Source organism: Paracoccus sp. (in: a-proteobacteria) (assembly GCF_032007265.1).
Classification (GTDB): Bacteria; Pseudomonadota; Alphaproteobacteria; order Rhodobacterales; family Rhodobacteraceae; genus Paracoccus.
The window spans coordinates 1-23,355 of the sequence record NZ_DALZMB010000067.1 but is presented as its reverse complement, the minus strand read 5'-3'; the positions used below and the strand labels follow the sequence as shown (position 1 = coordinate 23,355).

Genomic DNA, 23,355 nt, shown 5'->3' with positions numbered 1-23,355 from the left:
CAGCGCGCTTCATGTCGGCGCGGGTGCCACGGGCGGGATCTCGGGGTCGCGGGCACAGACGCTGTCGAACCGGCTTTGGGAGAGCTTGTCGGCGCATGTTTATGTTTTCTTGCATAATGCCACGCTGGCAGATGTCGCAAAGAATACGCTTTTGCCCTGCCCGGCCCTGCCCAAGCTGTTCCAGCTGGTCGACGAGGACTAAGCGGCCAGCGCCTGCCCCCAAACTGATCAAGGCCGGGGACCAGCCCCCGGACCCCCGGGGTATTTCCATGATGAAGAAAGCCCAAGGGGTCGAGGGGTGATCGGCAGCTCAAGGGGCAACCTGGGTCTGACCGAGTTCATGCGCCAGGCGCAGCGCGCCATCGAGCGGATTGCCACGGGCTGGGCGTTGCGCCCAGCGATCAAAGAGTCGATCTGCAAAAATCGGCCCAAGTCCTCCTGTGAAGGTCACGGGCAGTTCCTGAGCAGGCTGCAGCCTTGCGATGGCCGCCGCCACATGGGTGGTTGCTGCAGCCAATACCGCCTCGGCGGCAGGATCATCGGCATGTTCCAGCAACTGACGCGCTTCGCGGGCGAAATCGGCCCCTGTCGCTGTTCTGGCAAAGGCCACGATCTGTTGGGGGCCGTTGAACCGTACGAGCGTGAGCTGGTTGAGCGGCGTCTGGGGTGCGAGGCCATCGATGGAGCGCAAAACCTCGGATAAAAAGAGGCGACCGATCCATGCACCACCGGCCTCGTCGCCAAGAATGGGGCCCCATCCACCGATGGTTGTGACCTCGCCTGCGACCTGTCGCGAAAAGACCGAGCCCGTCCCCACGGCCGCGACGATACCGTCGGCCTGACCCAAGGCGCCTGCGACAGCCGTCACCGCATCATGCACGACGCGCACCCGACCAAAGGGCAGCATCGGCCCCAGCCAGTCGCGTGCCCCTGAAATATTGGCGCCGGCAAGTCCAAGGCAGGCTGCAACCTGTTCTGGGGGGCGACCTGCCATGGCCTGAGACGCGGTTGCCATGATTGCCTCGAGCGCGCCTTCGCGGTCGGACATGATATTTGCAGGCCCACCCTCGCCCCGGCCCAAAACACGCCCGTCCCCATCGGTCAGGACCGCACGGCAACCTGTGCCCCCTCCGTCAAGACCAAGAAAGAATTCCATTACCTACATTCCCTTGACGGCGCATCAGCGCGGCTGCAACGTGACTTTGCTAACAGAAGCGGCGAAACAGCCGCAACAGGGAGAAGACACATGAAGGTCCGCAATTTAACGGCTGCGCTTCTGGCGGCCAGTGCCCTTACGGCCCCCGCTTTCGCCGAGGATGTCACGCTGAGCATTGAATCCTGGCGCAATGACGATCTGCCGATCTGGCAAGAAAAGATCATTCCGGCATTCGAAGCTGCCCATCCCGGCATCAAGCTGACCTTCAACCCTTCGGCCCCGGCCGAGTATAACGCGGTTCTGAACTCGAAGCTGGATGGTGGCTCTGCGGGCGATCTGATCACCTGCCGCCCCTTTGACGCCTCGTTGCAGCTGTTTGACAAAGGGCAGCTGGCGGATCTGAGTGATCTGAAAGGCATGGCGAATTTCAGCGATGTCGCCAAATCGGGCTGGTCATCGGATGATGGGACCAAGACCTTCTGTGTGCCGATGGCCTCGGTTATTCATGGCTTTATTTACAACAAGCAAGCTTTTGAAGAGCTGGGGCTGACCGCACCGAAAACTGAGGCCGAATTCTATGCCGCGCTTGATAAGATCAAGGAGGCGGGCAGCTATGTGCCGATGGCGATGGGCACGGCCGATCAGTGGGAAGCCGCAACCATGGGCTATCAGAATATCGGCCCGAATTACTGGCACGGCGAAGAGGGTCGCAAGGCGCTGATCGCCGGCAAAGCCAAACTGACCGATCCGCAATTCGTCGCGCCGCTTGAGCAACTTGCAAAGTGGAAGCCCTATCTGGGTGATGGCTTTGAGGCTCAGACCTATCCCGACAGCCAGAACATGTTCACCCTTGGCCGCGCGGCGATCTATCCGGCCGGCTCGTGGGAGATCGGGCCGTTCACGCCTCAGATCGGTGGCGCTTTCGAAATGGGCGCCTTTGCCCCGCCGCTGCCCAAGGAAGGCGACAAATGCTATATCTCGGATCACACCGATATCGGCATTGGCATGAACGCCGCCAGCAAACATGCTGAACAGGCCAAGATCTTCTTGGACTGGGTCGCCTCGCCCGAATTCGCCGAGCTTTATGCCAATGCCCTGCCGGGCTTCTTCCCACTCTCCAATGCCGAGGTGAAGCTGGAAAACCCGCTGGCGCAAGAGTTCATCAGCTGGCGCAAGGATTGTGAATCGACGATCCGCTCGTCCTATCAAATTCTGTCGCGCGGAACGCCCAACCTTGAAAACGACATGTGGGCCGTATCCGCCGCCGTGGTGAATGGCACCATGACCCCGGCAGATGGCGCCAAGAAACTGCAAGACGGGCTTGATAGCTGGTACAAACCGGCCAACTAAGGACAGCGCCCCCGGGAAACCGGGGGCCGTTTCCCATGATCAAACGCCCCCATATCCTTGTCTTTCTAGCGCCTGCGGTCATCGTCTATACGCTGATCATGATCCTGCCGCTGTTTGGCACCCTGCAGCTTGCGCTGTTCAAGGGCGAGGCCTTTGCGGGGCTCGACAATTTCCGCACCCTGTTTCTGGACCCCCGTTGGAGCGCCTCTTTCTGGAATGCGCTTGGCAACAACCTATGGTTTTTTGTGGTCCATATGATCGTGCAAAACCCGATCGGCATCGCATTGGCGGCGCTGCTTTCCTCTAAGCGTTTGCGCGGCGCGGCCTTTTATCGGACCGCCATTTTCGTGCCCACGGTCTTGAGCTTTGTCATCGTGGGCTTTGTCTGGAAGCTGATCCTTTCGCCTTTGTGGGGAATTGCGCCGGGCATGCTGGATATGATCGGGCTGAAATCGCTGTTCCAGCCCTGGCTGGGCAAGGAAGGCTCGGCGCTGACGGTGCTTGCGCTGATCTCGGTCTGGCAATTCGTGGGCATCCCGATGATGCTGATCTATGCGGCAATGATTTCAATTCCCGACGAGGTTCTTGAGGCAGCCGAAATGGATGGCGTCACGGGTTGGTCGCAGTTTTGGAAGGTCAAACTGCCCCTGATCCTGCCCGCGATCGGGATTATTTCGATCCTGACATTCGTTGGCAACTTCAACGCATTCGACCTGATCTATGTCAGTCAGGGCGCCTTGGCCGGGCCAAATTCCGCGACGGATATTCTGGGCACCTTCATGTTCCGCACCTTCTTTGGGTTCCAGCTGCAGCTGGGTGATCCGAATATGGGTGCAACGATTGCCAGTGTGATGTTTGCCATCATTCTGGTCGGGGTCAGTGGCTATCTGTTCATCGTCCACCGCCGTCTGCGGAGGTATCAGTTCTGATGCGTGCACGCACGATTGGCGCCCATGTCGCGCTGATAATCTATACGCTGATTGCCCTGTTCCCGGTCTGGGTGATCATCATCAACAGCTTCAAGAGCAGACAGGCAATCTTTCGCAGCCCCCTGGCTTTGCCCGACAAGGACAGCTTCAGCCTGATTGGCTATCAGACCGTGATGCAACAGGGCGATTTCATCCTGTATTTCCAAAACTCGTTGATCGTGACAATCGCATCCCTGGCCTGTGTGTTGCTGTTTGGCGCAATGGCGGCATTCGCCCTGTCCGAATATCGCTTTCGTGGCAATACGCTGATGGGGCTTTATCTGGCCTTGGGGATCATGATCCCGATCCGGCTGGGAACCGTGGCGATCTTGCAAGGCATGGTCGCGGCAGGGCTGAACAATACGCTGCTGGCCCTGATCTTGGTCTATACGGCGCAGGGGCTGCCGCTTGCGATCTTTATTCTGTCCGAGTTCATGCAGGGCATTTCCAGCGATCTGAAATCGGCCGGACGCATGGATGGGCTGTCGGAATATTCGATCTTTTTCCGCCTGATCCTGCCGCTGATCCGTCCGGCATTGGCGACGGTCGCCGTCTTTACCATGATCCCGATCTGGAATGACCTGTGGTTCCCTCTGATCCTGGCGCCTGCGGAAAAGGTGAAAACGATCACGCTTGGCACTCAGGTCTTTCTTGGCCAATTCGTCACCAACTGGAATGCGGTTCTGGCAGCGCTGACGCTGGCGATCATTCCCGTGTTGGTGCTTTATCTTGTCTTTTCGCGGCAACTGATCCGCGGCATTACTTCAGGAGCGGTTAAATGAAGGTTCTGGTTGCTGGGCTGGGGAATATGGGCCGCAGCCACGCTTTGGCATGGGTCAAGCAGCCGGGGGCAGAAATCGTCGGGCTGGTCAATCGCTCGGCGGTGGAACTGCCCCCCGAATTGCTCGGCATCCCTCGTTTTGCAGATTTCCACGTGGCCCTGGCTGCGACAAACCCCGATGTTGTCGTGGTTGCGACCTATTCTGACAGCCATGCCGAATATGCCATCGCGGCGATGCGCGCCGGCGCTCATGTTTTTGTCGAAAAACCCTTGGCGACCACGCTTGAGGATGCCCAGCGCGTGGCCCGCGTCGCCGCAGAAACCGGGCGCAAACTGGTCGTGGGCTATATTCTGCGCCACCATCCCAGCTGGCAGCGACTGATTGCGGAATCGCGCGCGCTTGGCGGTCCATATGTGTTCCGCCTGAACCTGAACCAGCAATCCAGCGGCCCCACCTGGGAGGTTCACAAGGCGCTGATGCAAACCATGTCTCCGATCGTGGATTGTGGCGTGCATTATGTCGATGTCATGTGCCAGATCACCGATGCCGATCCCGTCGAAGTGCGCGGCATGGGCCTGCGCCTGTCGCAGGAAATCGCCGAGGACATGTATAACTACGGCCATTTTCAGGTACTGTTCGAGGATGGATCCGTCGGCTGGTATGAGGCTGGCTGGGGCCCGATGATGTCGGATACCGCCTTTTTCGTGAAAGACGTGGTCAGCCCCAATGGCGCGGTCTCGATCCGGATGCCCGATGATGCGCGCTCGGACGATATCGACACCCATACCCAGACGGCCAAGATCCGCCTGCACCGGGTCGGACAGCCCGATCAGGATCTGTCGATGCAAGGCGAGCCGGGCCATCAAGACCTTTGCGACGCCGAGGCAGCCTTTATGGCACGCGCGATTGCCGAAGATCAGGATCTGACGCGCCACGGTGCCGATGCCGTCGCATCCCTTGCCGTTTGCCTTGCTGCCGATCAATCCATCCGCACGGGCAAGCCCGTCCGTCTAAAGGGCCAAGATGCATAAATTAGAGCTGAAAAATCTGCGCAAGACCTATGGCCCGGTCGAGGTGATCCCCGGTGCAACGCTTGCCGTCGAACCGGGCGAATTCTGTGTCTTTGTCGGCCCATCAGGCTGCGGCAAGTCCACGCTTTTGCGAATGATTGCGGGCCTGGAGACCTCAGATTCGGGCGATATCCTGATTGGCGGCACCCGCGTCAATGATGTCGAACCATCACGTCGCGAAATCGCAATGGTGTTTCAAAGCTATGCGCTTTACCCGCATTTGACGGTCGCGGGAAATATGGGGCTGGCGCTGAAGCAGGCGGGGAAATCCAAGGCCGAGATCGAAGCCTCGGTCGAGCGCGCCGCCGATATGCTGGCGCTCAAGCCCTTGCTCAAACGCCGCCCCTCGGAACTGTCGGGGGGACAGCGCCAGCGCGTCGCCATCGGACGTGCGATCGTGCGCAGACCCAAACTGTTTTTGTTTGACGAGCCGCTATCCAATCTGGACGCCGCCCTGCGTGGGCAGACCCGGCTGGAATTGGCCAAGTTGCATCGCGACCTAGGGGCCACGATGGTTTACGTGACCCATGATCAGGTCGAAGCCATGACCCTGGCGGATCGCATTGTCGTTCTGAATGCGGGCAGGATCGAGCAGGTCGGCGCACCGATGGAGCTGTATAACAATCCCGCCAACCGCTTCGTTGCCGGGTTTATCGGCTCTCCGCGGATGAATTTTCTGGATTGCGACAAGCTGGGGCTGGATCGTCCGACAGGCGCGATCGAGCTGGGCATACGCCCTGAGCATCTGATCCTTGCCGAAAGCGGCATTCCCGGGCGCACCACCCATGTGGAACGGCTGGGCCATGAGACTGTCATATATGTGCAAACGGCAGCCGGGCTTGTTTCGATCAGGATGACGGGTGAGCATGATATGCCGATCGATCAGCCGGTGCATTTGCGCGCCGATCCTGAACATAGCCATTGGTTCAATTCTGCGGGTGAGCGCCTGAGACCGGGGTCGTGACGTGGATATTTGATCATGGGAGATGCTGAAAGCGCGGCCTTGGCGTCATAGCTGCGTTACAGTTTCTTGCGATTTCTGCCTTTGGCCCCTATATGCGGCTTTTCCGTTCAGTTTCCAAAGGGTTCGCCGATGGCCGAATTGCAGACGCCCTACTATCTCATCGATCTGGCAAAACTGCGCCAGAACATGGAGAAGATCGCCCTGCTGCGCGAGGCCTCGGGGGCCAAGTGCCTTTTGGCGTTGAAGTGCTTTGCCACCTGGTCAGCCTTTGATTTCATGCGGCCTTTCATGGATGGCACGACCTCGTCCTCGCTTTATGAGCTGCGTCTGGGGCGCGAGGAATTTGGCAAGGAAACCCATGCCTATTCCGTCGGCTGGGCCGATCATGAGATCGATGAAGCGGTCTCTTATGCCGATAAGATCATCTTTAACTCATTGGGGCAGCTGGAGCGTTTCGGTGAGAAAGCAGCCGGAATTGCCACGGGTTTGCGATTGAACCCGCGGTTTTCGACCAGCGGCTTTGACCTTGCGGACCCGGCACGGCCGTTTTCACGGCTGGGTGAGTGGGACATGTCCCGGCTGTCCTCGGCGCTGGACCGGATTTCCGGGGTGATGATCCATTACAATTGCGAGAACCGCGATTTTGCATTGTTCGACGAACAATTGGCACGGATCGAGACCGAATTTGGCCCGTTTCTTGAGAAACTGGATTGGGTCAGCCTTGGTGGCGGCATTCACTTTACCGGCGAAGGATATCCGCTGGAACGCTTGGCGGCGCGTTTGCGCGCCTTTCAGGACCGTTTCGGCGTGCAGGTTTTCCTGGAGCCGGGCGAAGCCAGCATCACCGATTCGACCACGCTTGAGGTTTCGGTTCTGGATGTCATCAACAATGGCAAAGATGTGGCGATCGTCGACAGCTCGATTGAAGCGCATATGCTGGATCTGCTGATCTATCGCGAGACGGCCAAGCTGCCGCAGGACGGCGCGCATCCTTATCAGATTGCGGGCAAGACCTGTCTTGCTGGCGATATTTTCGGTGAAGGCCGCTTTGCCAAGCCGCTGGAAATCGGCGACCGGATCAGCATCAGGGATGCTGCCGGTTACACGATGGTTAAGAAGAACTGGTTCAATGGCGTTGCCATGCCATCGATCGCAATCCGCGACGAGGAGGGATCGATCCGCCTTGTCCGTGAGTTTACCTATGACGACTACAAGGGCAGCCTGTCCTGATCTCTGCTTGAAAGGAAACTGAATTGGCCAAAAACGTTCTCATCATCGGCGCCGGCGGCGTCGCACAGGTGACAGCGCATAAGATCGCTCAAAACGCTCCGGAGTTCGGTGAGCTCCATATCGCAAGCCGAACGCAGTCCAAAGCGGATGCCATTATCGCGAGCGTCAAATCCAAGGGCCATCAGGTCGAATTCACATCCCATGCGCTGGACGCGATGGACACGGGTGCGGTTGCCGCGTTGATCCGTAAAACCGATGCACAGATCGTTATCAATGTCGGCTCGGCCTTCGTGAATATGACGGTCCTTCAGGGCTGCATCGAAACGGGCGCGGCCTATATCGACACGGCAATTCACGAAGACCCTGCCAAGGTCTGCGAAACGCCGCCTTGGTATGGCAACTACGAATGGAAGCGTCGCGAGGCTTGCGAAAAAGCCGGTGTCACGGCCATTTTGGGTGCTGGCTTTGATCCGGGTGTGGTCAATGCCTATGCGCGTCTGGCCGAGGATGAATATTTCGACAAGATCGAATCCATCGACATTGTTGACATCAACGCGGGCTCGCATGGGCGCTATTTCGCGACCAACTTTGACCCAGAGATCAACTTCCGCGAATTTACCGGCACGGTCTATTCCTGGCAGAAGGGTGCCTGGCAAGAGAACAAGATGTTCGAGGTCGGCCGCGAATGGGATCTTCCGGTTGTCGGCAAACAAACCGCCTATTTGTCGGGGCATGACGAGGTTCACAGCCTGTCTGCACGCTATCCCGCAGCCGATGTCCGCTTCTGGATGGGCTTTGGCGCGCATTACATCAATGTTTTCACAGTATTGCAAAACCTTGGCCTTTTGTCCGAACAGCCGGTGAAAACCGCAGAGGGCCTTGAGGTTGTGCCGCTGAAACTGGTCAAGGCGGTCTTGCCCGATCCGGCCAGCCTGGCCCCGACCTATACTGGCAAGACCTGTATTGGCGATGTCGTCAAAGGCACCAAGGACGGCAAACCCGGCGAGGTCTTTATCTATAACGTCGCCGACCACAAAGCCGCCTATGAAGAGGTGGGCAGCCAAGGCATCAGCTATACGGCAGGCGTTCCCCCGGTTGCTGCTGCGATCCTGGTCGCTCGCGGGACCTGGGACGTCAAGAAAATGGCCAATGTCGAAGATCTGCCGGCGCGCCCCTTCCTTGAGCTGTTGGGTGATCTTGGATTGCCAAGCCGCGTGATCGACGCAACCGGCGATCATCCGATCTAAGATTTGGGGCCGGACGAGTGGATCGCCCGGCCCTTTTCCTTGGGCGAACCAAGGCGATCTCAGCCGTTCTGGGGACTAGCGCCCAAAGCAAGACATGGCATGATTGCGTCACATTCCATCAGCGGATCGCGACATGTCCTTAGCCAGCACTCCTCGCCTTCGAATCGGTTTTCTGCTTGCGCCGCGATTTACGCTGTCGGCCTTTGCAACCTTTGTCGATGTGTTGCGATTGTCGGCAGATGATGGAGATGGTTCGCGCCCTATCCGGTGCCGCTGGACCGTGGTCTCGGCCGATATGGCGCCCATCCAATCGTCTTGCGGCATAAAAATCCAACCCGAGGAGCGTCTGGGCGACCCCAGCCGCTTTGATTATATCGTCGTCGTCGGCGGGTTGATTGATCCGGGAACCACACTTGGTCCCGATAGCGCGGCTTTTCTCAAACGTGCGGCCGAGGCCAAAGTGGCCATGGCGGGGATCTGCACGGGCGTGTTCGCGCTTGCCCGCTGCGGCTTGATGGACGGTTATCGCAGCTGTGTCAGCTGGTTTCACCATCAGGATTTTCTCAGCGAATTTGAAAAAATGCGCCCGGTATCGGATCAGATTTTTGTGGTCGACCGCGACCGCCTGTCCTGCTCGGGGGGTGTCAGCGCGGCCCATCTTGCGGCGTTTCTGGTCGATCGCCATATCGGTCGCGCCGCCGCGCGCAAGGCGCTGTCCATTTTGATGATCGATGAGGCCATGACCGGGGACCGCCCGCAGCCGGGGCTGCCGCTTGAGCTGACAGCCCGAGACCCTTTGGTGCGCCGCGCATTATTGGCGATGCAGCAAAACCTGCATGCGCCCTTGTCGATTGCGCGGATCTCGCGCGATCTGGGGGTGGGCCGTCGCAAGCTAGAGCGTCACTTCAGCGCGGATCTGGGCGTGCCTCCTGCAGATGCATCGATCCGTATCCGGCTGGCGCAAGCGCGGCTGATGCTGCGTCAAAGCGATCACACCATCACCCGTATCGCCGATGAGACAGGGTTTTGTGACGCCTCGCATCTGATCCGGGTCTTTCGCGAGGCCATGGGAATGACCCCTGACCAATGGCGACAGTCCGATGGTGCATCCAACGGTCCGCGCAGCTTAGACCAATGAATTTAAAACTTTTTTGTTGCCGTTAACTGTCTCTTAACTCTCTCTTAACTCTCGCGGCTTAAAAGCAAACCGTAAGGCCCGGATCGATCCCTGGTCTTGTTTTAGCGGAGCTTGGCCTTGTCTCGAATTCTTAGCCTTATCGTTATGGTCTGGGGTGCTCTTACCTCTCAAGCCCTGGCTGCAGACCGCCATATCACCTTCACCAACAACACCGGCGGGCACATCGAGGCGCTGTTTGGCTCGAATGAGGGCAGTAAATCCTGGGAGGAGGATTTGCTTGGCGATGCGACACTTGCCCCCGATGACGAGCTGACGGTGAATTTCGACGACGGCAGTGGCTACTGCAAATTCGACTTCAAGGCAGTCTATGCCGATGGCTCTGAAGGGATCCTGTCTGGCGTGGATGTCTGCTCGGAAACAGAGATCTCGATCGAGTGATCGCTTATCCTTGAACGGCGGGGCACGCGGCCGCTTTGGCTCGCACGCGCGCACTGGATAAGTTGAAACCGATTTAGCCGATGTCAGGGCAAGGTTTCGCCCCAATGACCACGGACCTGGCTGATTTGCCCGGACCTGTCGCATCACCGCATTCACCCTCTTTAACGCGACCGACCCGGATCAGTCGGATCTTGCAGCGCTGTTGCAAGCCAGAGGTCCTGTCGCTGAAAGATTTTCCGTGACCCCTGCATCATCGTGGTTAACCCATCCTCTTTGTCCCTCTGGACCAGCTGCATCAATCGGGGGACCAGCCGGCGGATCAGTCTGTAGCGCAGTCGGCATGAACGTTTTTGGCACACTGCCAGCCCCCCAATGCCCGCATGTTTCACACATCGTGAACCAGCGTTGCGCAATCTGGAATCAGAGCGGTCAACGGCAATCTGCGCCATGCAATCACCGCTTGAACACATCCGCGCGATTATGGCCCGCCCCGCCGCGCAGCCAGGACCGAGTGCTGCGAAAAACCAAAAGATATCCGGTAGCTGCGCCTCGGCATCAGCAGTTACCGCAATTTTGCAACCCTGACATGCCAGCGATTTTATTGAATGTCGCCGGGGATGGGCATAACGCCTCCGCTTCCCGCTCGACGGGATAAATCACCAAGCATTCAGGGCTGCCATGCTTTGCCTGCGGAGAAATCCGCTCGCATGGTCGCCACGAATATTCGTGGCGATTTCTATCAACAACCTACTCGTCGCATCTCAGCGGCTGTCGTACGGAAGGATTGCCGAAATGGCAGGAATTGATCAAACCATCGCATTTGTCAGCAAAGAGGATGTCAAGACATCCGCGGGTGACTGGCTTTTGAACTCGAACAATGGCCAAGGCGTGCCGGGTCACACATTTACCTTCAACGCATCTGCAGCGCTGAAATCGCTGATCGTGAATGACGATGACGGTATGTTTTCGGATGACGATCTGCCCAATCAGCCGATTTCCTGGGGTGGTGATGCCTTGGGCCAGACCGTTGCCGCCGGCTCGGAAGTTGGCGAGGTCGGCAAGGGCGTCGAGGCCGAATACCTGCTGACGATGACCGCGACAATCGACGGCGAGTTGAAAACCTTTGAAATCCTGGTCGTGCAACAAGGCGGCAAGACCATTGGCTATGCGTTCAAAGGCGAGATCCCGCCCTTTGGCGTGACCCTGAAAGCCACGGGTTATCTCGATAGTACCCAAGGCCCGGGCGGTACTTATAATCCCGTGGGCACGCCTTACAAAGACATAGTCACCTGCTTTGCTGCGGGGACGATGATCCAGACCTCGACCGGCGCGCGCGCAATCGAAAAGCTGAATGTTGGTGACAAGGTCCTGACCAAAGATAGCGGCTATCAAGAGTTGCGCTGGATCGGATCGACCGCGATTTCCGCTCAGCAACTTAGCGCCCGGCCCAAGCTTACCCCGGTTCGCATTACGGCTGGTCCCTTGGGGATAATACCCCGCAATCCGATCTTGTGGTCTCGCCCGAGCACCGCATCCTTCTTCGCTCGTCGCTGTCGCGCAAACATTTTGGCGCGAATGAGGTGCTGGTTGCCGCAAAACATCTGGTGCCGATCGATGGCATAGACTTTGCAACGGATCTCTCGTCGGTGGAATATTTCCACATGCTGTTTGATCGCCATGAGATTGTCTTGTCGAACGGTGCCGAGACCGAATCCCTTTACACCGGGCCCGTCGCCATGATGTCGCTAAGTGACGAGGCACGCGAAGAAATCCTGACGCTCTTTCCTGAACTGGCGGGCAATGGGCATGTCCCCGAAAGCGCGCGCCCGCTGCCATCACCCAATCAGGCGCGCAAGTTGGTTGCGCATCACGCCCAGCATGACAAGGCCGTGGTCGCCTAAGTCGGCCTTGCACGCCTAAGAACCATCGCGGCGGGATCAGGCCTTTTGGTCCCGCCGGATCATTCAGCGTAGAAACCCTGCGAAAACTGCGCGCAAGCAAGCCACATTCAGTGGGGGCTTTCTTGACATGATTTCAAATGCTTAAATCCGGTCAGCGACGACTAAGGCAGGTTGCTGAGTTTTTCTTGGCCCATTACCTTGCGCTGCAGCAGCCACAAAGTTCGGAAATGGTGAGCCGTGCAGGAATCGAACCTGCAACCTATCCCTTAGGAGGGGATTGCGCTATCCGTTGCGCCAACGGCCCATCAGGAACTTCCTGAAAGAAATACGAGGACATGTCAACTCGGTAGCTTGGGGGCAAGGATGACAAGCGAAATCCTTGCGATTTGGGACCCGCCCGGCGCAATTCCCCGTCAAATTTCGAGGTGTCACTGCTGGGCTGGCCGGATCTGGCCCAGCATGGGGGGAACTCTAGGACGAATGGCAAGCTTGCCGCGCGACTGGTGGTTTGGTAACGATAACATTATTTCAATGTGGAATGCACATGTCCCCCAAACGACCGCCCCGCCCCCTGACGCTTCGTGACGTCTCCGAGGCTGCGGGGGTGTCCGAGATGACGGTCAGCCGCGTTTTGCGCAATCGCGGCGATGTTTCGGCGGCCACGCGCGAAAAGGTTCTGACCGCGGCACGCACCTTGGGCTATGTGCCCAACAAGATTGCGGGCGGTCTGGCCAGCCAACGGGTCAACCTTGTCGCGGTCATCATTCCCTCGCTGTCAAACATGGTATTTCCTGACGTTCTTGGCGGAATTTCAGCCGAACTTGATGATACTGACCTGCAACCTGTGGTCGGCGTCACCAATTACTCGCCCTCGCGCGAGGATAGCGTGCTTTACGACATGTTGTCCTGGCGCCCCTCGGGCGTGATCCTTGCAGGGCTGGAACACAGCAAGGCCGCGCGCGCCATGCTGGATAACGCAGCCATTCCCGTGATCGAGATCATGGATGTCGATGGCGATCCGATCGACACGGCGGTCGGGATCTCGCATCGCCGCGCAGGTCGAGACATGGCTGAGGAAATCTTGCGTGCGGGCTATCGCCGCATTGGCTTTATCGGCACGCATATGCCCGAAGACCACCGGGCACGTAAGCGTCTGGCCGGGTTCGAGCAACGCCTTGAAGAGGCGGGCATCAGCCTGACCGCCCGCGAATTTTACCAAGGTGGTTCCTCCTTGCAAAAGGGCCGAGAGCTGACCCAGCGCATCCTTACCCGCGAACCCGATCTGGATTTCCTTTATTATTCCAATGACATGATCGGCGCGGGCGGGCTTTTGTGGTGCATGGAGCAAGGCTTGGACATTCCCGGAAAGCTGGGTCTGGCAGGGTTTAACGGGGTCGAACTGCTGGACGGTCTGCCCATGCGTTTGGCCACGACCGACGCACGCCGTGTCGACATCGGCAGACGTGCGGCCCGCATCGTCGCTGGCAAGGAACCCGCGCCCGAGGATGGTTTGGTTGCCCTGACCCCGACCTTCCTGCCCGGCGACACCATCCGCATCGGTTGAACACCGCACATAAAAGCGATCAGATCATTGCGCAAACTGCACCAACCGCCGAACGATCATTCGGCGGTTTTTCGCAGCCCCCTTCGCATCACCCTGTCCAAGCGCAGCTTTGCTGCTAAAGCAGATTATGTCTGTTTTGCACATGGAAGAAATGATGCGCGTGTTTGCCTCTTTTCGGCGCCCCAGCCTAAACGGCTCGGCCCTGGTCGCCCTGTTGTCGCTTTCGGCCAGTTTTGCCCAGGCCGCACCCCAGGATTACGAAGGCAAGATCCCCGAAAACCTGCAAGAAATGCGCCGTGTCGATCAGAAAATGGTCGATGGGGCCTTGGGCGCCTTTTTCGACGGCCCCGTCGGACGCGCTTCGCTGTGGATCTGGCCTGCCCCTGCGGGCGAGCCGGGCAGCATCTGGTCCAACCCCGACACCAAGCTGCAAGGAGACACGCCGGGTGCAAAACGGATGCTGATGCAGATGGTTGACCGCAACCTTGAACATGGCACCAAGGCGCTTGGCGAGAATTACCAGATGACCTCGCTGACCTTTGACACGATGACCGCAGGCGGGATCAGCGCAACCTGTGCATCGACGGACCGCGCCCAGGACCCCGCTCAGGTCAAACCCAAGGATCAGCAGCTGTTCTTGCGTGAAAGACTCTGCGCCATTCAGAACGGCGAGGATGTTTTGACGCTTTCGACCACCCGCCCCTACATGAAAGGCAGCGAAGAAGAGGCCAGAGCCGCGCTGATCGCCTTTACGGGCGAGATGCTGTTCACGCTGGCCGGGCAGCCGCTGTCAAAGCCTGCACCCTAAGGTGCCAGCGCGACACGGCGACCATGAAAGCTGCAAAAATAAAAAGGGGGGCCAATCGCTTGGCCCCCTTTTCGTCATTTCGAGACGCGGTGTTTATGCGCCCATATTGGGAAAGAACTTCCCGCCCGGCGATAGCGTGAAAATCTCGAACCCGTCAGCGGTCACACCGATCGAGTGTTCGAATTGCGCCGAAAGTGATTTGTCACGGGTCACCGCGGTCCAGTCATCGGCCAGGATCTTGGTCTCTGGGCGGCCAAGGTTGATCATCGGCTCGATGGTGAAGAACATTCCTTCTTCAAGGACCGGGCCTTTGCCCGCGCGCCCGTAATGCAGCACATTCGGCGGCGCGTGGAAGGTCCGGCCCAGCCCGTGACCGCAAAAGTCGCGCACGACCGACATGCGGTGGCTTTCGGCATAGGTCTGGATCGCGGCACCAATATCGCCAAAGGTTGCGCCTGGACGCACGACCTCGATGCCCTTCATCAGGCAGTCATGAGTGACCTCGATCAGACGCTCGGCCTTGCGGCTGGCCTTTCCGGCCACATACATCCGGCTTGAATCGCCATACCAGCCATCAAGGATGACCGTCACATCGATGTTCAGAATATCGCCGTCACTTAACACTTTATCGCCGGGAATCCCGTGGCAGACGACATGGTTCACACTGATGCAGCTGGCGTGCTGATAGCCGCGATAGCCAATGGTCGCGCTGACCGAAGCCGAGGCCTCGACCTGCTGGCGGATGAATTCATCCAATGCGCCAGTCGTTACTCCCGGTTGCACCAATGCCCCGACATCATCAAGGATCTGCGCAGCGATCTTGCCGGCAGCGGCCATCCCTTTGAAATCTTCGGGGTGGTGAATCCGGATCCCCTCTTTTGTCAGCATCCCGTCGCTCATCACATCCTCACAGTCTAGTTGTCAGTACAGATAGACCTCGGGCGGCTCTTGTTCCAGCCCCGGGGCGCAACCTATACCTTTCGGACATGGGAGCTTTCCGAAGGGAACGACAGATGCAATCCGACAACCCGACCGCCGCCATCCTGGTCATTGGCGATGAAATCCTTTCGGGCCGCACCCGCGAGGGCAATGCCCATTACCTGTCGCAGGTGCTCAACAGCATCGGAATCGACCTGCGCGAGGTGCGCATTGTTGCCGATGACGAAGATCAGATCGTTGCGGCCATTCGTGCGCTGGACAAATCACTGGGGGGCAGCTGCGATATGTTGTTCACCTCGGGCGGGATCGGGCCGACCCATGATGACATTACCGCAGATGCCGTCGCGCGGGCCTTTGATACCGATATTTCGATCAACGACGAGGCGCGGCGTATTCTGACCGTGAACTGGGAAAGCCGGGGCGTCGAAATCACCGAGGCGCGCCTGCGCATGGCCCGCATCCCCCATGGCGCACGCCTGATCGAGAACAAAGTCTCGGCCGCGCCCGGCTTTCACATTGGCAACACCTTTGTGATGGCGGGCGTGCCCAATGTCTTTATGGCCATGGTCGAGGCGATCCAGCCCGAGCTGACCAAGGGCCGCCCCTCGGTCAGCGAGGCCCTTGAGGTGCTTCGACCGGAATCCGAGGTTGCAGGCCCGCTGCGCGAGGTTGCGGCACAGTTCAGCGATCTGTCGCTGGGGTCTTATCCCTTCAAGCGCGGCGATGCTTACGGCACGACCCTTGTGATCCGCGGGCTTGACGGTGCGCGCGTCAGCGCCGCCATGACCGAGCTGCGCCAGCGTTTTTCAGCCTAAGGATCAGCCAATGACCCTTGATCCGGCCATTGCGCAGGCCTTTGAGACCACATGGCCCGCCGCCCAATACAGCGATGCGGGCGGCTATCGGATTGGGCGCGGCATGGGCGGAGGCGGCCGGATCAGTTCGGCCCGCCCCCTTTCGGATCAGGCGTCCGCCGATGCTGCGCTGTCACTTAGCGCCGAGGGGATCTTGGCCGCAGCAGCTGTTCAGCAAGGCTGGGATCAGCCAGCGATGTTTCGGCTTTGGGACACCGATCATGACCATGCCCAGGCCCTTGGCGCACAGGGCTATCATGGGCAAAACCCGACCCTTGCTCTGGCTTGCCCGATTGCAGCGCTGACCCAGATCCCCGTGCCCTCGCTGACCGTCTTTCAGATCTGGCCTCCGCTTGCGATTCTTTCCGAAATTTGGGAGGCGGGCCAGATTTCCAAACCGCGTCAGGCCGCGATGATGCGCGTCAATCTGCCCCGCACGACCCTGTTGGGGCGGCTAGATGATCACGCAGCCGCCGCGGGCTTTGTGGCGGTGGACGGCGATGTGGCCATGATTCACGCCATTCAGGTCGAACCAAGAATGCGACGGCGCGGCATGGCTGAATGGATGCTGCGCGAGGCCGCCTTTTGGGCGGGCAAGCATGGTGCAACCCAACTGGCGCTGGCCGTGACCGAGAGCAATACCGCGGCCGTTCAGCTTTATCGCAAAATGGGTTTTCAAACCGTCGCACGCTACCAATACTGGCAGCGTAGAGACTAGCGCACCATGACCCACCTGGCGATGGCGCCCCTTGGTTGGCATGTGATCGGGTTGGGGTGATCTGGAATAAGATCAGCCCAGCCTGTGGGCTTGGGCTGAACCAGCTCGTGTTGGTCAATCCTGCAATGTGTGCAGGGGGCGCGCCAATGTCACCAAGAACTTAGGCGCGCTTAATGATCCGACAGCGCCAGATTGGCGGCCATACGGCGAAACTCGCGCTTGAGCAGGTCAAGTTCGGCGCGCAGCAGTCCGATTTCGGCCTGAAGATCTTCGTCCAGAACCGTGCCCATGATCATCGGCAGGCTGGCAAGACGCACAGCCGTCCGCTGAGGCTGTTCGCGGCCAGTGCCACCATCCTCAAGCAAGATGAAGGTCTGGCAGCCATCGGCCAGCCGATCAGCAGGCACGGCAACCGATAGATGCCAGCGATCCTCGCCTACATTGGTGACCTCGGCCTCGCCCACGACTTCGCCCAGATGGGTCAGGATCACACGGCCAGGCGCCTTGTCCCGACGCAAGCTGCCCTGCCAGATGCCACCTTTGAGACCAAGCGATTCAAATCTGTCCAAACTCTGCTCTCCTCTTTTCGTCGGGCCTTAGAACTCGGCCCGCGAATGGCGCGAGACAAAAAGTTCACGCACTTCCAGCGCATTCATAAAGGGGCTTTCAAAGATCACATCGATCCAGATTTTTTCCAGCCGCTTCTCGTTGATTTCAGTATAGGCAAGGTCGAATTCGGTGACCTGCTGGCCCAGTGCGCTGCCATCCAGCCGCGCAACCTGATGCGTCACCTGATCCGTATTGGGGCCGCTCAGCACGTTCAGACGCGCGTAGACGTTCATTGGCCGCTCGGCGGAAAGGCTGGTTTCCAGCCGCAGAATATGGCTGCGGGTCAGCCCATCCAAAGCCGCAGGCGGCAAGTCGATCGACACGGCCAGAAAGTTACCGCTGAAATCAAAGATTTCCATGCGCAGGCCATAAGGCGACAGATCCGTCACGCCAAGGTTTGCGACCTGTTTCAAGATCATCGCGCTTTCGCGGCAATCGTGCCAGACTGCGGCCTCTTCGCCCAGCCTTTCGCCGTTCTGGGGCGAGGCAATTCCGCTGGGACGGATCAGCGCGCTCATGAAGCCGGGGCGCCAACGCCAGTCAGTGCCAATCGGCAGGTTCAGCGCATCAAGACTTTCACGGCTGCGTTCGACATGCGTGTCAGAATGCATCAGGAAAAGATCAAGCTTGCGGCGCAGGGCAAAAGCATCTTCGCGAAGATTGCGCCGCTGCACAACGCCCAAGCCCGAGGTTGCGGCGGCCATGTCGGACCAGCGGCGATATGCCCGCTCTCTGATGACCCGATCGAACCACTTGCGAGGCCTCATTGCCATATTCAGTCCTTACTGCTCGTCTGAAGAATGGATTTAACGGTCTCGGCCCGATGCGCAAGCCCAGGCGCAATGAGATGTGACCCTACGACACTTTCTAAACAATGTGAGCGATGCTTAATCCGTCTTGAGGGGGGCTTGCCAGCCCTAGATCGCGTCAGAGCCGCTTTCCGGCATCACTTGGCCCGGATATGGGCGGATTTACCCCGATCCCTTGCGCCGGCTTTTGCACAAATAAGCTCGCGGGGCGCTTTTTCTTGCTACCCGGCCTGGCGCGCCACATTCAGCCGCGCTGCGCAAATCAGATCGTTCAAAGTCAGCCCCTGGGCGGAATGGGTGGTAAAGCGGACCCGGCAATAGCCCCAACCAAAGCTGATATCGGGGTGATGATTGGCACATTCTCCGATGCCCCCGGCCAGCATGGCCAAGGCCTGCGCCCGCAAAAAGCTTTTGGTGCTCAGGCTCAGCTCGATCGCCCGCCCCTGCTCGCACAGCATCCAACCCTCTAGCCCAGCCAATGCCGCCGTGACCGTTTCGGCGGGCAAAAGCGGCGCACCGTTCACGATGGTTTCGTGCAAAAGGTCCAGTTTCGCCTGCATCCTGATCTGCCCTTATAAAAGCGGCGCGGCCAGCGCCAAAAGGTTGTTGCGCAGGCGCCGCCCCATCGACCAGCCTGCGATCTCGGACAGGGTGATCTCGCGGCTGCGCGCGATATAGCTTTGCTGGCGCGCCTCCAGATCATGGGCCAGCGAATCATCCACGACAAAGATGTTCATCTCGTAATTCAGCTCAAAACTGCGCCGATCCATATTCGCGCTGCCAAACATCGTCATACGGCTGTCGGCCGTGATGATCTTGGCATGCAGCAAACCGGGCTTGAACAGATAAAGCCGCACCCCCGCCCGCACGAGGCCATAGTAAAAGCCCTGACTGGTTGCCTGAACCACCAGCGAATCATTGCGCTCGGGCAGGATCATCGTGACCTTGACCCCGCGCCTTGCGGCGACACGGATGGCACTGTCCAGCGCACTGTCAGGCACATAATAGGGCGTGGTGATGACCAGCGTCTCGCGGGCCGCATGTATCAGCGTGGCCATACTATCCGACAGCGATCCCTCGCGCCGATCCGGCCCGGTCGCGATCACCTGAGCCGTCATCCCCGGCACAGCGGCGGCAGGCACGACCTGCAACATATGGCCCAGATCTTCGCCGGTATAGCTCATCCAGTCTTGCAGAAAGATCACCTGCATCTGGCGCACGACGGGGCCTTCGATGCGCATGAAAATATCGACCCAAGGGGCGAATCGCGGCTTGATGGCAAAGGCCTGGTCAGAACAGTTTCGGCTGCCGCTAAAGGCCAGGTGATTGTCGATAACCACGATTTTGCGGTGATTGCGCAAATCCATGCGCTGAAACAATGCACTGATGAGCGGAAGGCCAAGCGGAAAGGCCTCGACGCATTCGATCCCGGCATGCCGCATCTGGGTCCAATTGCCCGAGCGCGCAAAGCCACGCGAACCGATTGCATCGATGATCACGCGCACATGAACGCCGCGTTGAACCGCGCGAATGGCGGCCTGTGCCACCTTTCGCCCCGAGGGATCATCAAGCCAGATGTAGAACAGGATGTGGATATGGTCGCTGGCGCCGTCTATGGCCTGAACCAGCGCGTCAATCGCCTCATCGCCCTCGGGTTCCAGCGTCAAATAGTTGCCCGAGACCGCCTTCATCGCCCCGACCGCCAGATTAGAGGCCACGACGGGGGCGGCAAAGGCGGCAGGATGGGTGACGGTCTGGGGGCTGTCTTGCCAGCTGCCGGTCAGGCGGTCGCGCACATCGGCCATTTTCTGAATCTCGGCGCGGCGCATGCGGATTTCGCCGAAAAGCAAATAGGCCACGATGCCGACAATGGGCACCAGCTCGATCACCAGTATCCACGACAGGCGCACCGTTGGTTCTAGGCGCGGCCGCAGCAATACTCGGATCGAGACAAGCAAGGCTGCCGCATAGTGAAGAATGACAATCGCTTCTGTCCACATGCACGCATTAAGCCCAGATGAGTGTGGAATTGCAATTCCAAGCCACAACGCCTATTTCATGGCGCGAGTGCAGAGAAAAAGGCCCACGATGAACTGGATCACCAACTACGTCCGTCCGCGCATCAATTCGCTTTTCTCGCGCCGTGAAGTGCCCGAGAATTTGTGGACCAAATGCCCCGAATGCGGAACCATGCTGTTTCACCGGGAATTGGCCGATAATCTGAACGTCTGCTCGACCTGCGACCATCATCTGGCGATTTCACCGCGCGATCGCTTTGCCGCGCTGTTTGACGGCGGCGTCTTTCTTGAAGTGAAAGTCCCCGAGCCGATTGCCGATCCCTTGCAGTTCCGCGATCAGAAAAAATACCCCGAGCGCATGAAAGCCGCGCAAAAAGCCACGGGCGAAAAAGACGCCATGCTGGTTGCCGAAGGCGAAATCGGGCGCACCCCCGTTGTCGCTGCAGGTCAGGATTTTGCCTTCATGGCCGGCTCGATGGGCATGTATGTCGGCAATGCGATCATTGCAGCGGCCCAACGCGCGGTAAAGCTCAAGCGCCCGCTGGTGCTGTTCTCGGCTGCGGGCGGCGCGCGGATGCAAGAAGGCATCCTGTCGCTGATGCAAATGCCGCGCACCACCGTCGCCATCGAGATGCTCAAAGAGGCGAAACTGCCCTATATCGTCGTGTTGACCCATCCCACGACCGGCGGCGTGACCGCATCCTATGCCATGCTGGGCGACGTCCAGATCGCCGAGCCGAACGCCCTGATCTGCTTTGCCGGTCCGCGCGTGATCGAGCAGACCATCCGCGAAAAGCTGCCCGAGGGCTTCCAGCGCGCAGAATATCTGCTGGAACATGGCATGCTGGACCGGGTTACCCACCGCAAGGAATTGCGTGGTGAGCTGATCTCGATCCTGCGGATGCTGATGCGCCAGCCTGCACCGATTGCCGCCGACCTGCCCGCGCCGGGTCAGATCGGAACCCCACACACCGAAGCCGAGGCGAGCAACGCCAAAGTCGGCTGATCTGGTGATGTCCTGATCGGGCCGGCGCGATCCGGCCCTTTTTCTTATTCCCTTTTCCTTTCCCAAAACCGGGGTTTTGCCATGTCCGGGTCTGACGCCATCCTTGCACGGCTCATGTCGCTTCATCCCAAGGTGATCGACCTGTCGCTTGATCGCATGCACCGCATCCTTGCAGCCCTTGGCAATCCCGAGCGCAAGATCGCGCCGGTGATCCATGTTGCAGGCACCAACGGCAAAGGCTCGACCCAGGCGATGATTCGCGCCGGCCTTGAATCGGCGGGTCTGCGCGTTCATGCCTATACGTCGCCCCATCTGGCCCATTTCCACGAACGCATCCGTCTGGCGGGCGAGCTGATCTCGGAAGAGATGCTCAGTGCCTTGCTGGCGGAATGCGAGGCCGCCAATGACGGCGCGCCAATCACCTTTTTCGAGATCACCACCGCCGTGGCATTTCTGGCCTTCTCGCGTGTCGAGGCTGATTACACCTTGCTGGAAGTCGGCCTTGGCGGGCGGCTGGATGCCACCAATGTCATCGATGACCCACGCTTGACCGTGATCACGCCGATCTCGATCGACCATACCCAGTATCTGGGCGATACGCTGGAGGCGATTGCCGGAGAAAAAGCGGGCATCCTTAAGCGCCGTGTGCCTTGCATCGTTGGGCGCCAATTGCCCGGCGCACGCGAAACCATCGAAAAGCGGGCCGAGCGCTTGCATGCGCCTTTGCGCATCGCGGGTCAGGACTGGGTGTCGCTGCGCGAGGGCGATGCGCTGGTCTATCAAGATGAGCATGGCTTGCTGGATCTTCCGCTTCCTGCCCTTCCCGGCCCCCATCAGATCGACAATGCCGGAACCGCGATTGCCGCGCTGCGCGAATTGGGCTTTGGCCGGATCGAGGCACGCGCCGCAGTAACCGAGGTCGAATGGCCTGCCCGGATGCAGCGGCTCAAACATGGTCCGCTGATCGAGGCGGCAGGCAATTGCGAGCTTTGGCTGGACGGGGGCCATAACCCGGCCGGGGCCGAGGCCGTTGCCGCGACCCTTGCCGCCATGGCCAAGCGTCCGACCCATCTGGTCTGCGGCATGCTGAACACCAAGGATGTGCTGGGCTATATGCGCCCCCTTACCGCAGTTGCCCAAAGCCTGACCGCCGTGGCCATTCCCGGCGAGGCGGCCACCCTTTCCGCCGAAGAAACCGCACAGGCCGCTGCCGAGGCCGGGTTCGAGGTATCGACCGCGCCGGACACATTGCAGGCCGTTCGTCGTCTTGCCGCCGAACATCCCGGCGCGCGCATCCTGATTTGCGGCTCGCTTTATCTGGCCGGGCAAGTGCTGCGCGACAACGCCTGAACAGCTTAGCCTTGACCGCGAAGGGAAAAATCAAAGCCAGCGCCTGCCTTGGGGCCGCGCTGGCTTTGTCATTCCATCTTCAGCTTTAGATTGGGCCTGCGTGCGCGACGGGTCGCGCCCTCGCGGCCTCGCGCCCTTGGCATGAAACGGCAGTGTCAGTCCGGCTTGCGTCCGAAGGACTTGTCAGGCTGACCCAGAGCCTTTCTGGGCCGCCGCTGACCGCTAAAGCTTGACGGGCTTGCCTGACTGATCCTCTTCTTCAAGATAGGGCACCAATGCGGCCTCGGCAGAGAGCCACAGCTTGCCCCCTTCCGTCGAGGCGATGTTGTTCACGGAAATATAGCGGTGATGCTTGGTTTCAACGCCATGCGCTTCGTCTTTGCGGCGCAGTTTGATGCGGTTTTCGTCGATGTGATCGACAATACCAACATGGACG

24 protein-coding genes, 1 tRNA gene and 1 pseudogene are annotated in these 23,355 nt (G+C 59.3%); 18 read left to right on the top strand and 8 right to left on the bottom strand.

The window, feature by feature from the left end:
* Positions 1–202, top strand: a pseudogene (locus RTS12_RS13890) (Rrf2 family transcriptional regulator); the annotation flags it as partial.
* Between the two features lie 108 nt (positions 203–310).
* Here RTS12_RS13890 and RTS12_RS13885 read toward each other — a convergent pair.
* Positions 311–1,156 (bottom strand): BadF/BadG/BcrA/BcrD ATPase family protein, encoded by an 846-nt coding sequence (locus RTS12_RS13885; protein WP_312529521.1) that lies wholly within the window; start codon positions 1,154–1,156, stop codon positions 311–313.
* 90 nt (positions 1,157–1,246) lie between these two features.
* Between RTS12_RS13885 and RTS12_RS13880 the strand changes: the two genes are divergently transcribed.
* The 11 genes from RTS12_RS13880 to RTS12_RS13830 all read left to right on the top strand — a co-directional run bounded on the left by RTS12_RS13880 (position 1,247) and on the right by RTS12_RS13830 (position 12,244).
* Positions 1,247–2,506, top strand: coding sequence for an ABC transporter substrate-binding protein (locus RTS12_RS13880; protein ID WP_312529518.1), 1,260 nt, complete (start codon positions 1,247–1,249; stop codon positions 2,504–2,506).
* Between the two features lie 35 nt (positions 2,507–2,541).
* Positions 2,542–3,435, top strand: coding sequence for a sugar ABC transporter permease (locus RTS12_RS13875; protein WP_312529516.1), 894 nt, complete (start codon positions 2,542–2,544; stop codon positions 3,433–3,435).
* Entirely contained in the window at positions 3,435–4,256 is an 822-nt protein-coding gene (locus tag RTS12_RS13870) for a carbohydrate ABC transporter permease (RefSeq protein ID WP_312529514.1), read from the top strand. The genes RTS12_RS13875 and RTS12_RS13870 overlap by 1 nt, the downstream gene beginning before the upstream one ends.
* On the top strand, positions 4,253–5,287 hold the full coding sequence (locus RTS12_RS13865; RefSeq protein WP_312529512.1) for a Gfo/Idh/MocA family oxidoreductase: 1,035 nt from the start codon (positions 4,253–4,255) through the stop codon (positions 5,285–5,287). Before RTS12_RS13870 ends, RTS12_RS13865 begins: the two co-directional genes overlap by 4 nt.
* A complete protein-coding gene (locus RTS12_RS13860) occupies positions 5,280–6,290 on the top strand; it encodes a sn-glycerol-3-phosphate ABC transporter ATP-binding protein UgpC (RefSeq protein WP_312529510.1) in 1,011 nt (336 codons plus the stop codon). The genes RTS12_RS13865 and RTS12_RS13860 overlap by 8 nt, the downstream gene beginning before the upstream one ends.
* Positions 6,291–6,419: 129 nt before the next feature.
* A complete protein-coding gene (gene nspC / locus RTS12_RS13855; RefSeq protein WP_312529509.1) occupies positions 6,420–7,520 on the top strand; it encodes a carboxynorspermidine decarboxylase in 1,101 nt (366 codons plus the stop codon).
* A gap of 23 nt (positions 7,521–7,543) precedes the next feature.
* On the top strand, positions 7,544–8,767 hold the full coding sequence (locus RTS12_RS13850; protein WP_312529507.1) for a saccharopine dehydrogenase family protein: 1,224 nt from the start codon (positions 7,544–7,546) through the stop codon (positions 8,765–8,767).
* Between the two features lie 133 nt (positions 8,768–8,900).
* Complete coding sequence (locus RTS12_RS13845; RefSeq protein WP_312529505.1) at positions 8,901–9,905, top strand: GlxA family transcriptional regulator; 1,005 nt, start codon at positions 8,901–8,903, stop codon at positions 9,903–9,905.
* A 117-nt stretch (positions 9,906–10,022) separates the two neighbouring features.
* Positions 10,023–10,343 (top strand): hypothetical protein, encoded by a 321-nt coding sequence (locus RTS12_RS13840; RefSeq protein WP_312529503.1) that lies wholly within the window; start codon positions 10,023–10,025, stop codon positions 10,341–10,343.
* Positions 10,344–11,135: 792 nt separating this feature from the next.
* Positions 11,136–11,966 carry a Hint domain-containing protein gene (locus tag RTS12_RS13835; RefSeq protein ID WP_312529502.1) on the top strand — a complete coding sequence of 277 codons (831 nt, stop codon included), beginning with the start codon at positions 11,136–11,138 and terminating at the stop codon, positions 11,964–11,966.
* Complete coding sequence (locus RTS12_RS13830) at positions 11,855–12,244, top strand: Hint domain-containing protein (protein ID WP_312529500.1); 390 nt, start codon at positions 11,855–11,857, stop codon at positions 12,242–12,244. Before RTS12_RS13835 ends, RTS12_RS13830 begins: the two co-directional genes overlap by 112 nt.
* Before the next feature lie 228 nt (positions 12,245–12,472).
* Here RTS12_RS13830 and RTS12_RS13825 read toward each other — a convergent pair.
* Positions 12,473–12,548 (bottom strand) — tRNA-Arg (locus RTS12_RS13825).
* 240 nt (positions 12,549–12,788) lie between these two features.
* On the opposite strand from RTS12_RS13825, the gene RTS12_RS13820 reads away from it, so the two are divergent.
* The gene (locus RTS12_RS13820) at positions 12,789–13,808 is read left to right on the top strand and encodes a LacI family DNA-binding transcriptional regulator (protein ID WP_312529498.1); all 1,020 of its coding nucleotides are present in this window, start codon (positions 12,789–12,791) and stop codon (positions 13,806–13,808) included.
* Positions 13,809–13,935: 127 nt separating this feature from the next.
* Positions 13,936–14,616: a hypothetical protein gene (locus RTS12_RS13815; protein WP_312529496.1), complete on the top strand. Its 681-nt coding sequence runs from the start codon at positions 13,936–13,938 to the stop codon at positions 14,614–14,616.
* Between the two features lie 93 nt (positions 14,617–14,709).
* On the opposite strand, the gene map is transcribed toward RTS12_RS13815, so the two are convergent.
* Entirely contained in the window at positions 14,710–15,516 is an 807-nt protein-coding gene (gene map / locus RTS12_RS13810) for a type I methionyl aminopeptidase (protein WP_312529494.1), read from the bottom strand.
* Between the two features lie 113 nt (positions 15,517–15,629).
* Between map and RTS12_RS13805 the strand changes: the two genes are divergently transcribed.
* Both RTS12_RS13805 and RTS12_RS13800 read left to right on the top strand, forming a co-directional pair.
* On the top strand, positions 15,630–16,370 hold the full coding sequence (locus tag RTS12_RS13805) for a molybdopterin-binding protein (RefSeq protein WP_312529492.1): 741 nt from the start codon (positions 15,630–15,632) through the stop codon (positions 16,368–16,370).
* A gap of 10 nt (positions 16,371–16,380) precedes the next feature.
* Positions 16,381–17,127 (top strand): GNAT family N-acetyltransferase, encoded by a 747-nt coding sequence (locus RTS12_RS13800; protein WP_312529490.1) that lies wholly within the window; start codon positions 16,381–16,383, stop codon positions 17,125–17,127.
* Between the two features lie 170 nt (positions 17,128–17,297).
* On the opposite strand, the gene RTS12_RS13795 is transcribed toward RTS12_RS13800, so the two are convergent.
* The 4 genes from RTS12_RS13795 to cls all read right to left on the bottom strand — a co-directional run bounded on the left by RTS12_RS13795 (position 17,298) and on the right by cls (position 20,545).
* Positions 17,298–17,696: a hypothetical protein gene (locus RTS12_RS13795; protein ID WP_312529489.1), complete on the bottom strand. Its 399-nt coding sequence runs from the start codon at positions 17,694–17,696 to the stop codon at positions 17,298–17,300.
* Positions 17,697–17,723: 27 nt separating this feature from the next.
* Positions 17,724–18,509, bottom strand: a complete 786-nt coding sequence (locus tag RTS12_RS13790) for a DUF6478 family protein (RefSeq protein WP_312529488.1) — start codon at positions 18,507–18,509, stop codon at positions 17,724–17,726.
* A 257-nt stretch (positions 18,510–18,766) separates the two neighbouring features.
* The gene (locus RTS12_RS13785; RefSeq protein ID WP_312529487.1) at positions 18,767–19,105 is read right to left on the bottom strand and encodes a 4a-hydroxytetrahydrobiopterin dehydratase; all 339 of its coding nucleotides are present in this window, start codon (positions 19,103–19,105) and stop codon (positions 18,767–18,769) included.
* A gap of 12 nt (positions 19,106–19,117) precedes the next feature.
* Positions 19,118–20,545 carry a cardiolipin synthase gene (gene cls, locus RTS12_RS13780; RefSeq protein ID WP_312529485.1) on the bottom strand — a complete coding sequence of 476 codons (1,428 nt, stop codon included), beginning with the start codon at positions 20,543–20,545 and terminating at the stop codon, positions 19,118–19,120.
* An 88-nt stretch (positions 20,546–20,633) separates the two neighbouring features.
* On the opposite strand from cls, the gene accD reads away from it, so the two are divergent.
* Positions 20,634–21,569 (top strand): acetyl-CoA carboxylase, carboxyltransferase subunit beta, encoded by a 936-nt coding sequence (accD, locus tag RTS12_RS13775; RefSeq protein WP_312529483.1) that lies wholly within the window; start codon positions 20,634–20,636, stop codon positions 21,567–21,569.
* An 81-nt stretch (positions 21,570–21,650) separates the two neighbouring features.
* Positions 21,651–22,919, top strand: coding sequence for a folylpolyglutamate synthase/dihydrofolate synthase family protein (locus RTS12_RS13770; RefSeq protein ID WP_312529481.1), 1,269 nt, complete (start codon positions 21,651–21,653; stop codon positions 22,917–22,919).
* Positions 22,920–23,141: 222 nt separating this feature from the next.
* On the opposite strand, the gene RTS12_RS13765 is transcribed toward RTS12_RS13770, so the two are convergent.
* Positions 23,142–23,355: DUF2171 domain-containing protein (locus RTS12_RS13765; RefSeq protein WP_312529479.1), on the bottom strand; the 214-nt coding region annotated here is incomplete at its 5' end.

Excerpts from the sequence above, each read along its gene's own strand:
- RTS12_RS13885 (WP_312529521.1), bottom strand. The coding sequence starts at position 1,156 with ATGGAATTCTTTCTTGGTCTTGACGGAGGGGGCACAGGTTGCCGTGCG.
- RTS12_RS13880 (WP_312529518.1), top strand. The coding sequence starts at position 1,247 with ATGAAGGTCCGCAATTTAACGGCTGCGCTTCTGGCGGCCAGTGCCCTT.
- RTS12_RS13875 (WP_312529516.1), top strand. The coding sequence starts at position 2,542 with ATGATCAAACGCCCCCATATCCTTGTCTTTCTAGCGCCTGCGGTCATC.
- RTS12_RS13870 (WP_312529514.1), top strand. The coding sequence starts at position 3,435 with ATGCGTGCACGCACGATTGGCGCCCATGTCGCGCTGATAATCTATACG.
- RTS12_RS13865 (WP_312529512.1), top strand. The coding sequence starts at position 4,253 with ATGAAGGTTCTGGTTGCTGGGCTGGGGAATATGGGCCGCAGCCACGCT.
- RTS12_RS13860 (WP_312529510.1), top strand. The coding sequence starts at position 5,280 with ATGCATAAATTAGAGCTGAAAAATCTGCGCAAGACCTATGGCCCGGTC.
- nspC (WP_312529509.1), top strand. The coding sequence starts at position 6,420 with ATGGCCGAATTGCAGACGCCCTACTATCTCATCGATCTGGCAAAACTG.
- RTS12_RS13845 (WP_312529505.1), top strand. The coding sequence starts at position 8,901 with ATGTCCTTAGCCAGCACTCCTCGCCTTCGAATCGGTTTTCTGCTTGCG.
- RTS12_RS13835 (WP_312529502.1), top strand. The coding sequence starts at position 11,136 with ATGGCAGGAATTGATCAAACCATCGCATTTGTCAGCAAAGAGGATGTC.
- RTS12_RS13820 (WP_312529498.1), top strand. The coding sequence starts at position 12,789 with ATGTCCCCCAAACGACCGCCCCGCCCCCTGACGCTTCGTGACGTCTCC.
- RTS12_RS13815 (WP_312529496.1), top strand. The coding sequence starts at position 13,936 with ATGTCTGTTTTGCACATGGAAGAAATGATGCGCGTGTTTGCCTCTTTT.
- map (WP_312529494.1), bottom strand. The coding sequence starts at position 15,516 with ATGAGCGACGGGATGCTGACAAAAGAGGGGATCCGGATTCACCACCCC.
- RTS12_RS13805 (WP_312529492.1), top strand. The coding sequence starts at position 15,630 with ATGCAATCCGACAACCCGACCGCCGCCATCCTGGTCATTGGCGATGAA.
- RTS12_RS13800 (WP_312529490.1), top strand. The coding sequence starts at position 16,381 with ATGACCCTTGATCCGGCCATTGCGCAGGCCTTTGAGACCACATGGCCC.
- RTS12_RS13790 (WP_312529488.1), bottom strand. The coding sequence starts at position 18,509 with ATGGCAATGAGGCCTCGCAAGTGGTTCGATCGGGTCATCAGAGAGCGG.
- RTS12_RS13785 (WP_312529487.1), bottom strand. The coding sequence starts at position 19,105 with ATGCAGGCGAAACTGGACCTTTTGCACGAAACCATCGTGAACGGTGCG.
- cls (WP_312529485.1), bottom strand. The coding sequence starts at position 20,545 with ATGTGGACAGAAGCGATTGTCATTCTTCACTATGCGGCAGCCTTGCTT.
- accD (WP_312529483.1), top strand. The coding sequence starts at position 20,634 with ATGAACTGGATCACCAACTACGTCCGTCCGCGCATCAATTCGCTTTTC.
- RTS12_RS13770 (WP_312529481.1), top strand. The coding sequence starts at position 21,651 with ATGTCCGGGTCTGACGCCATCCTTGCACGGCTCATGTCGCTTCATCCC.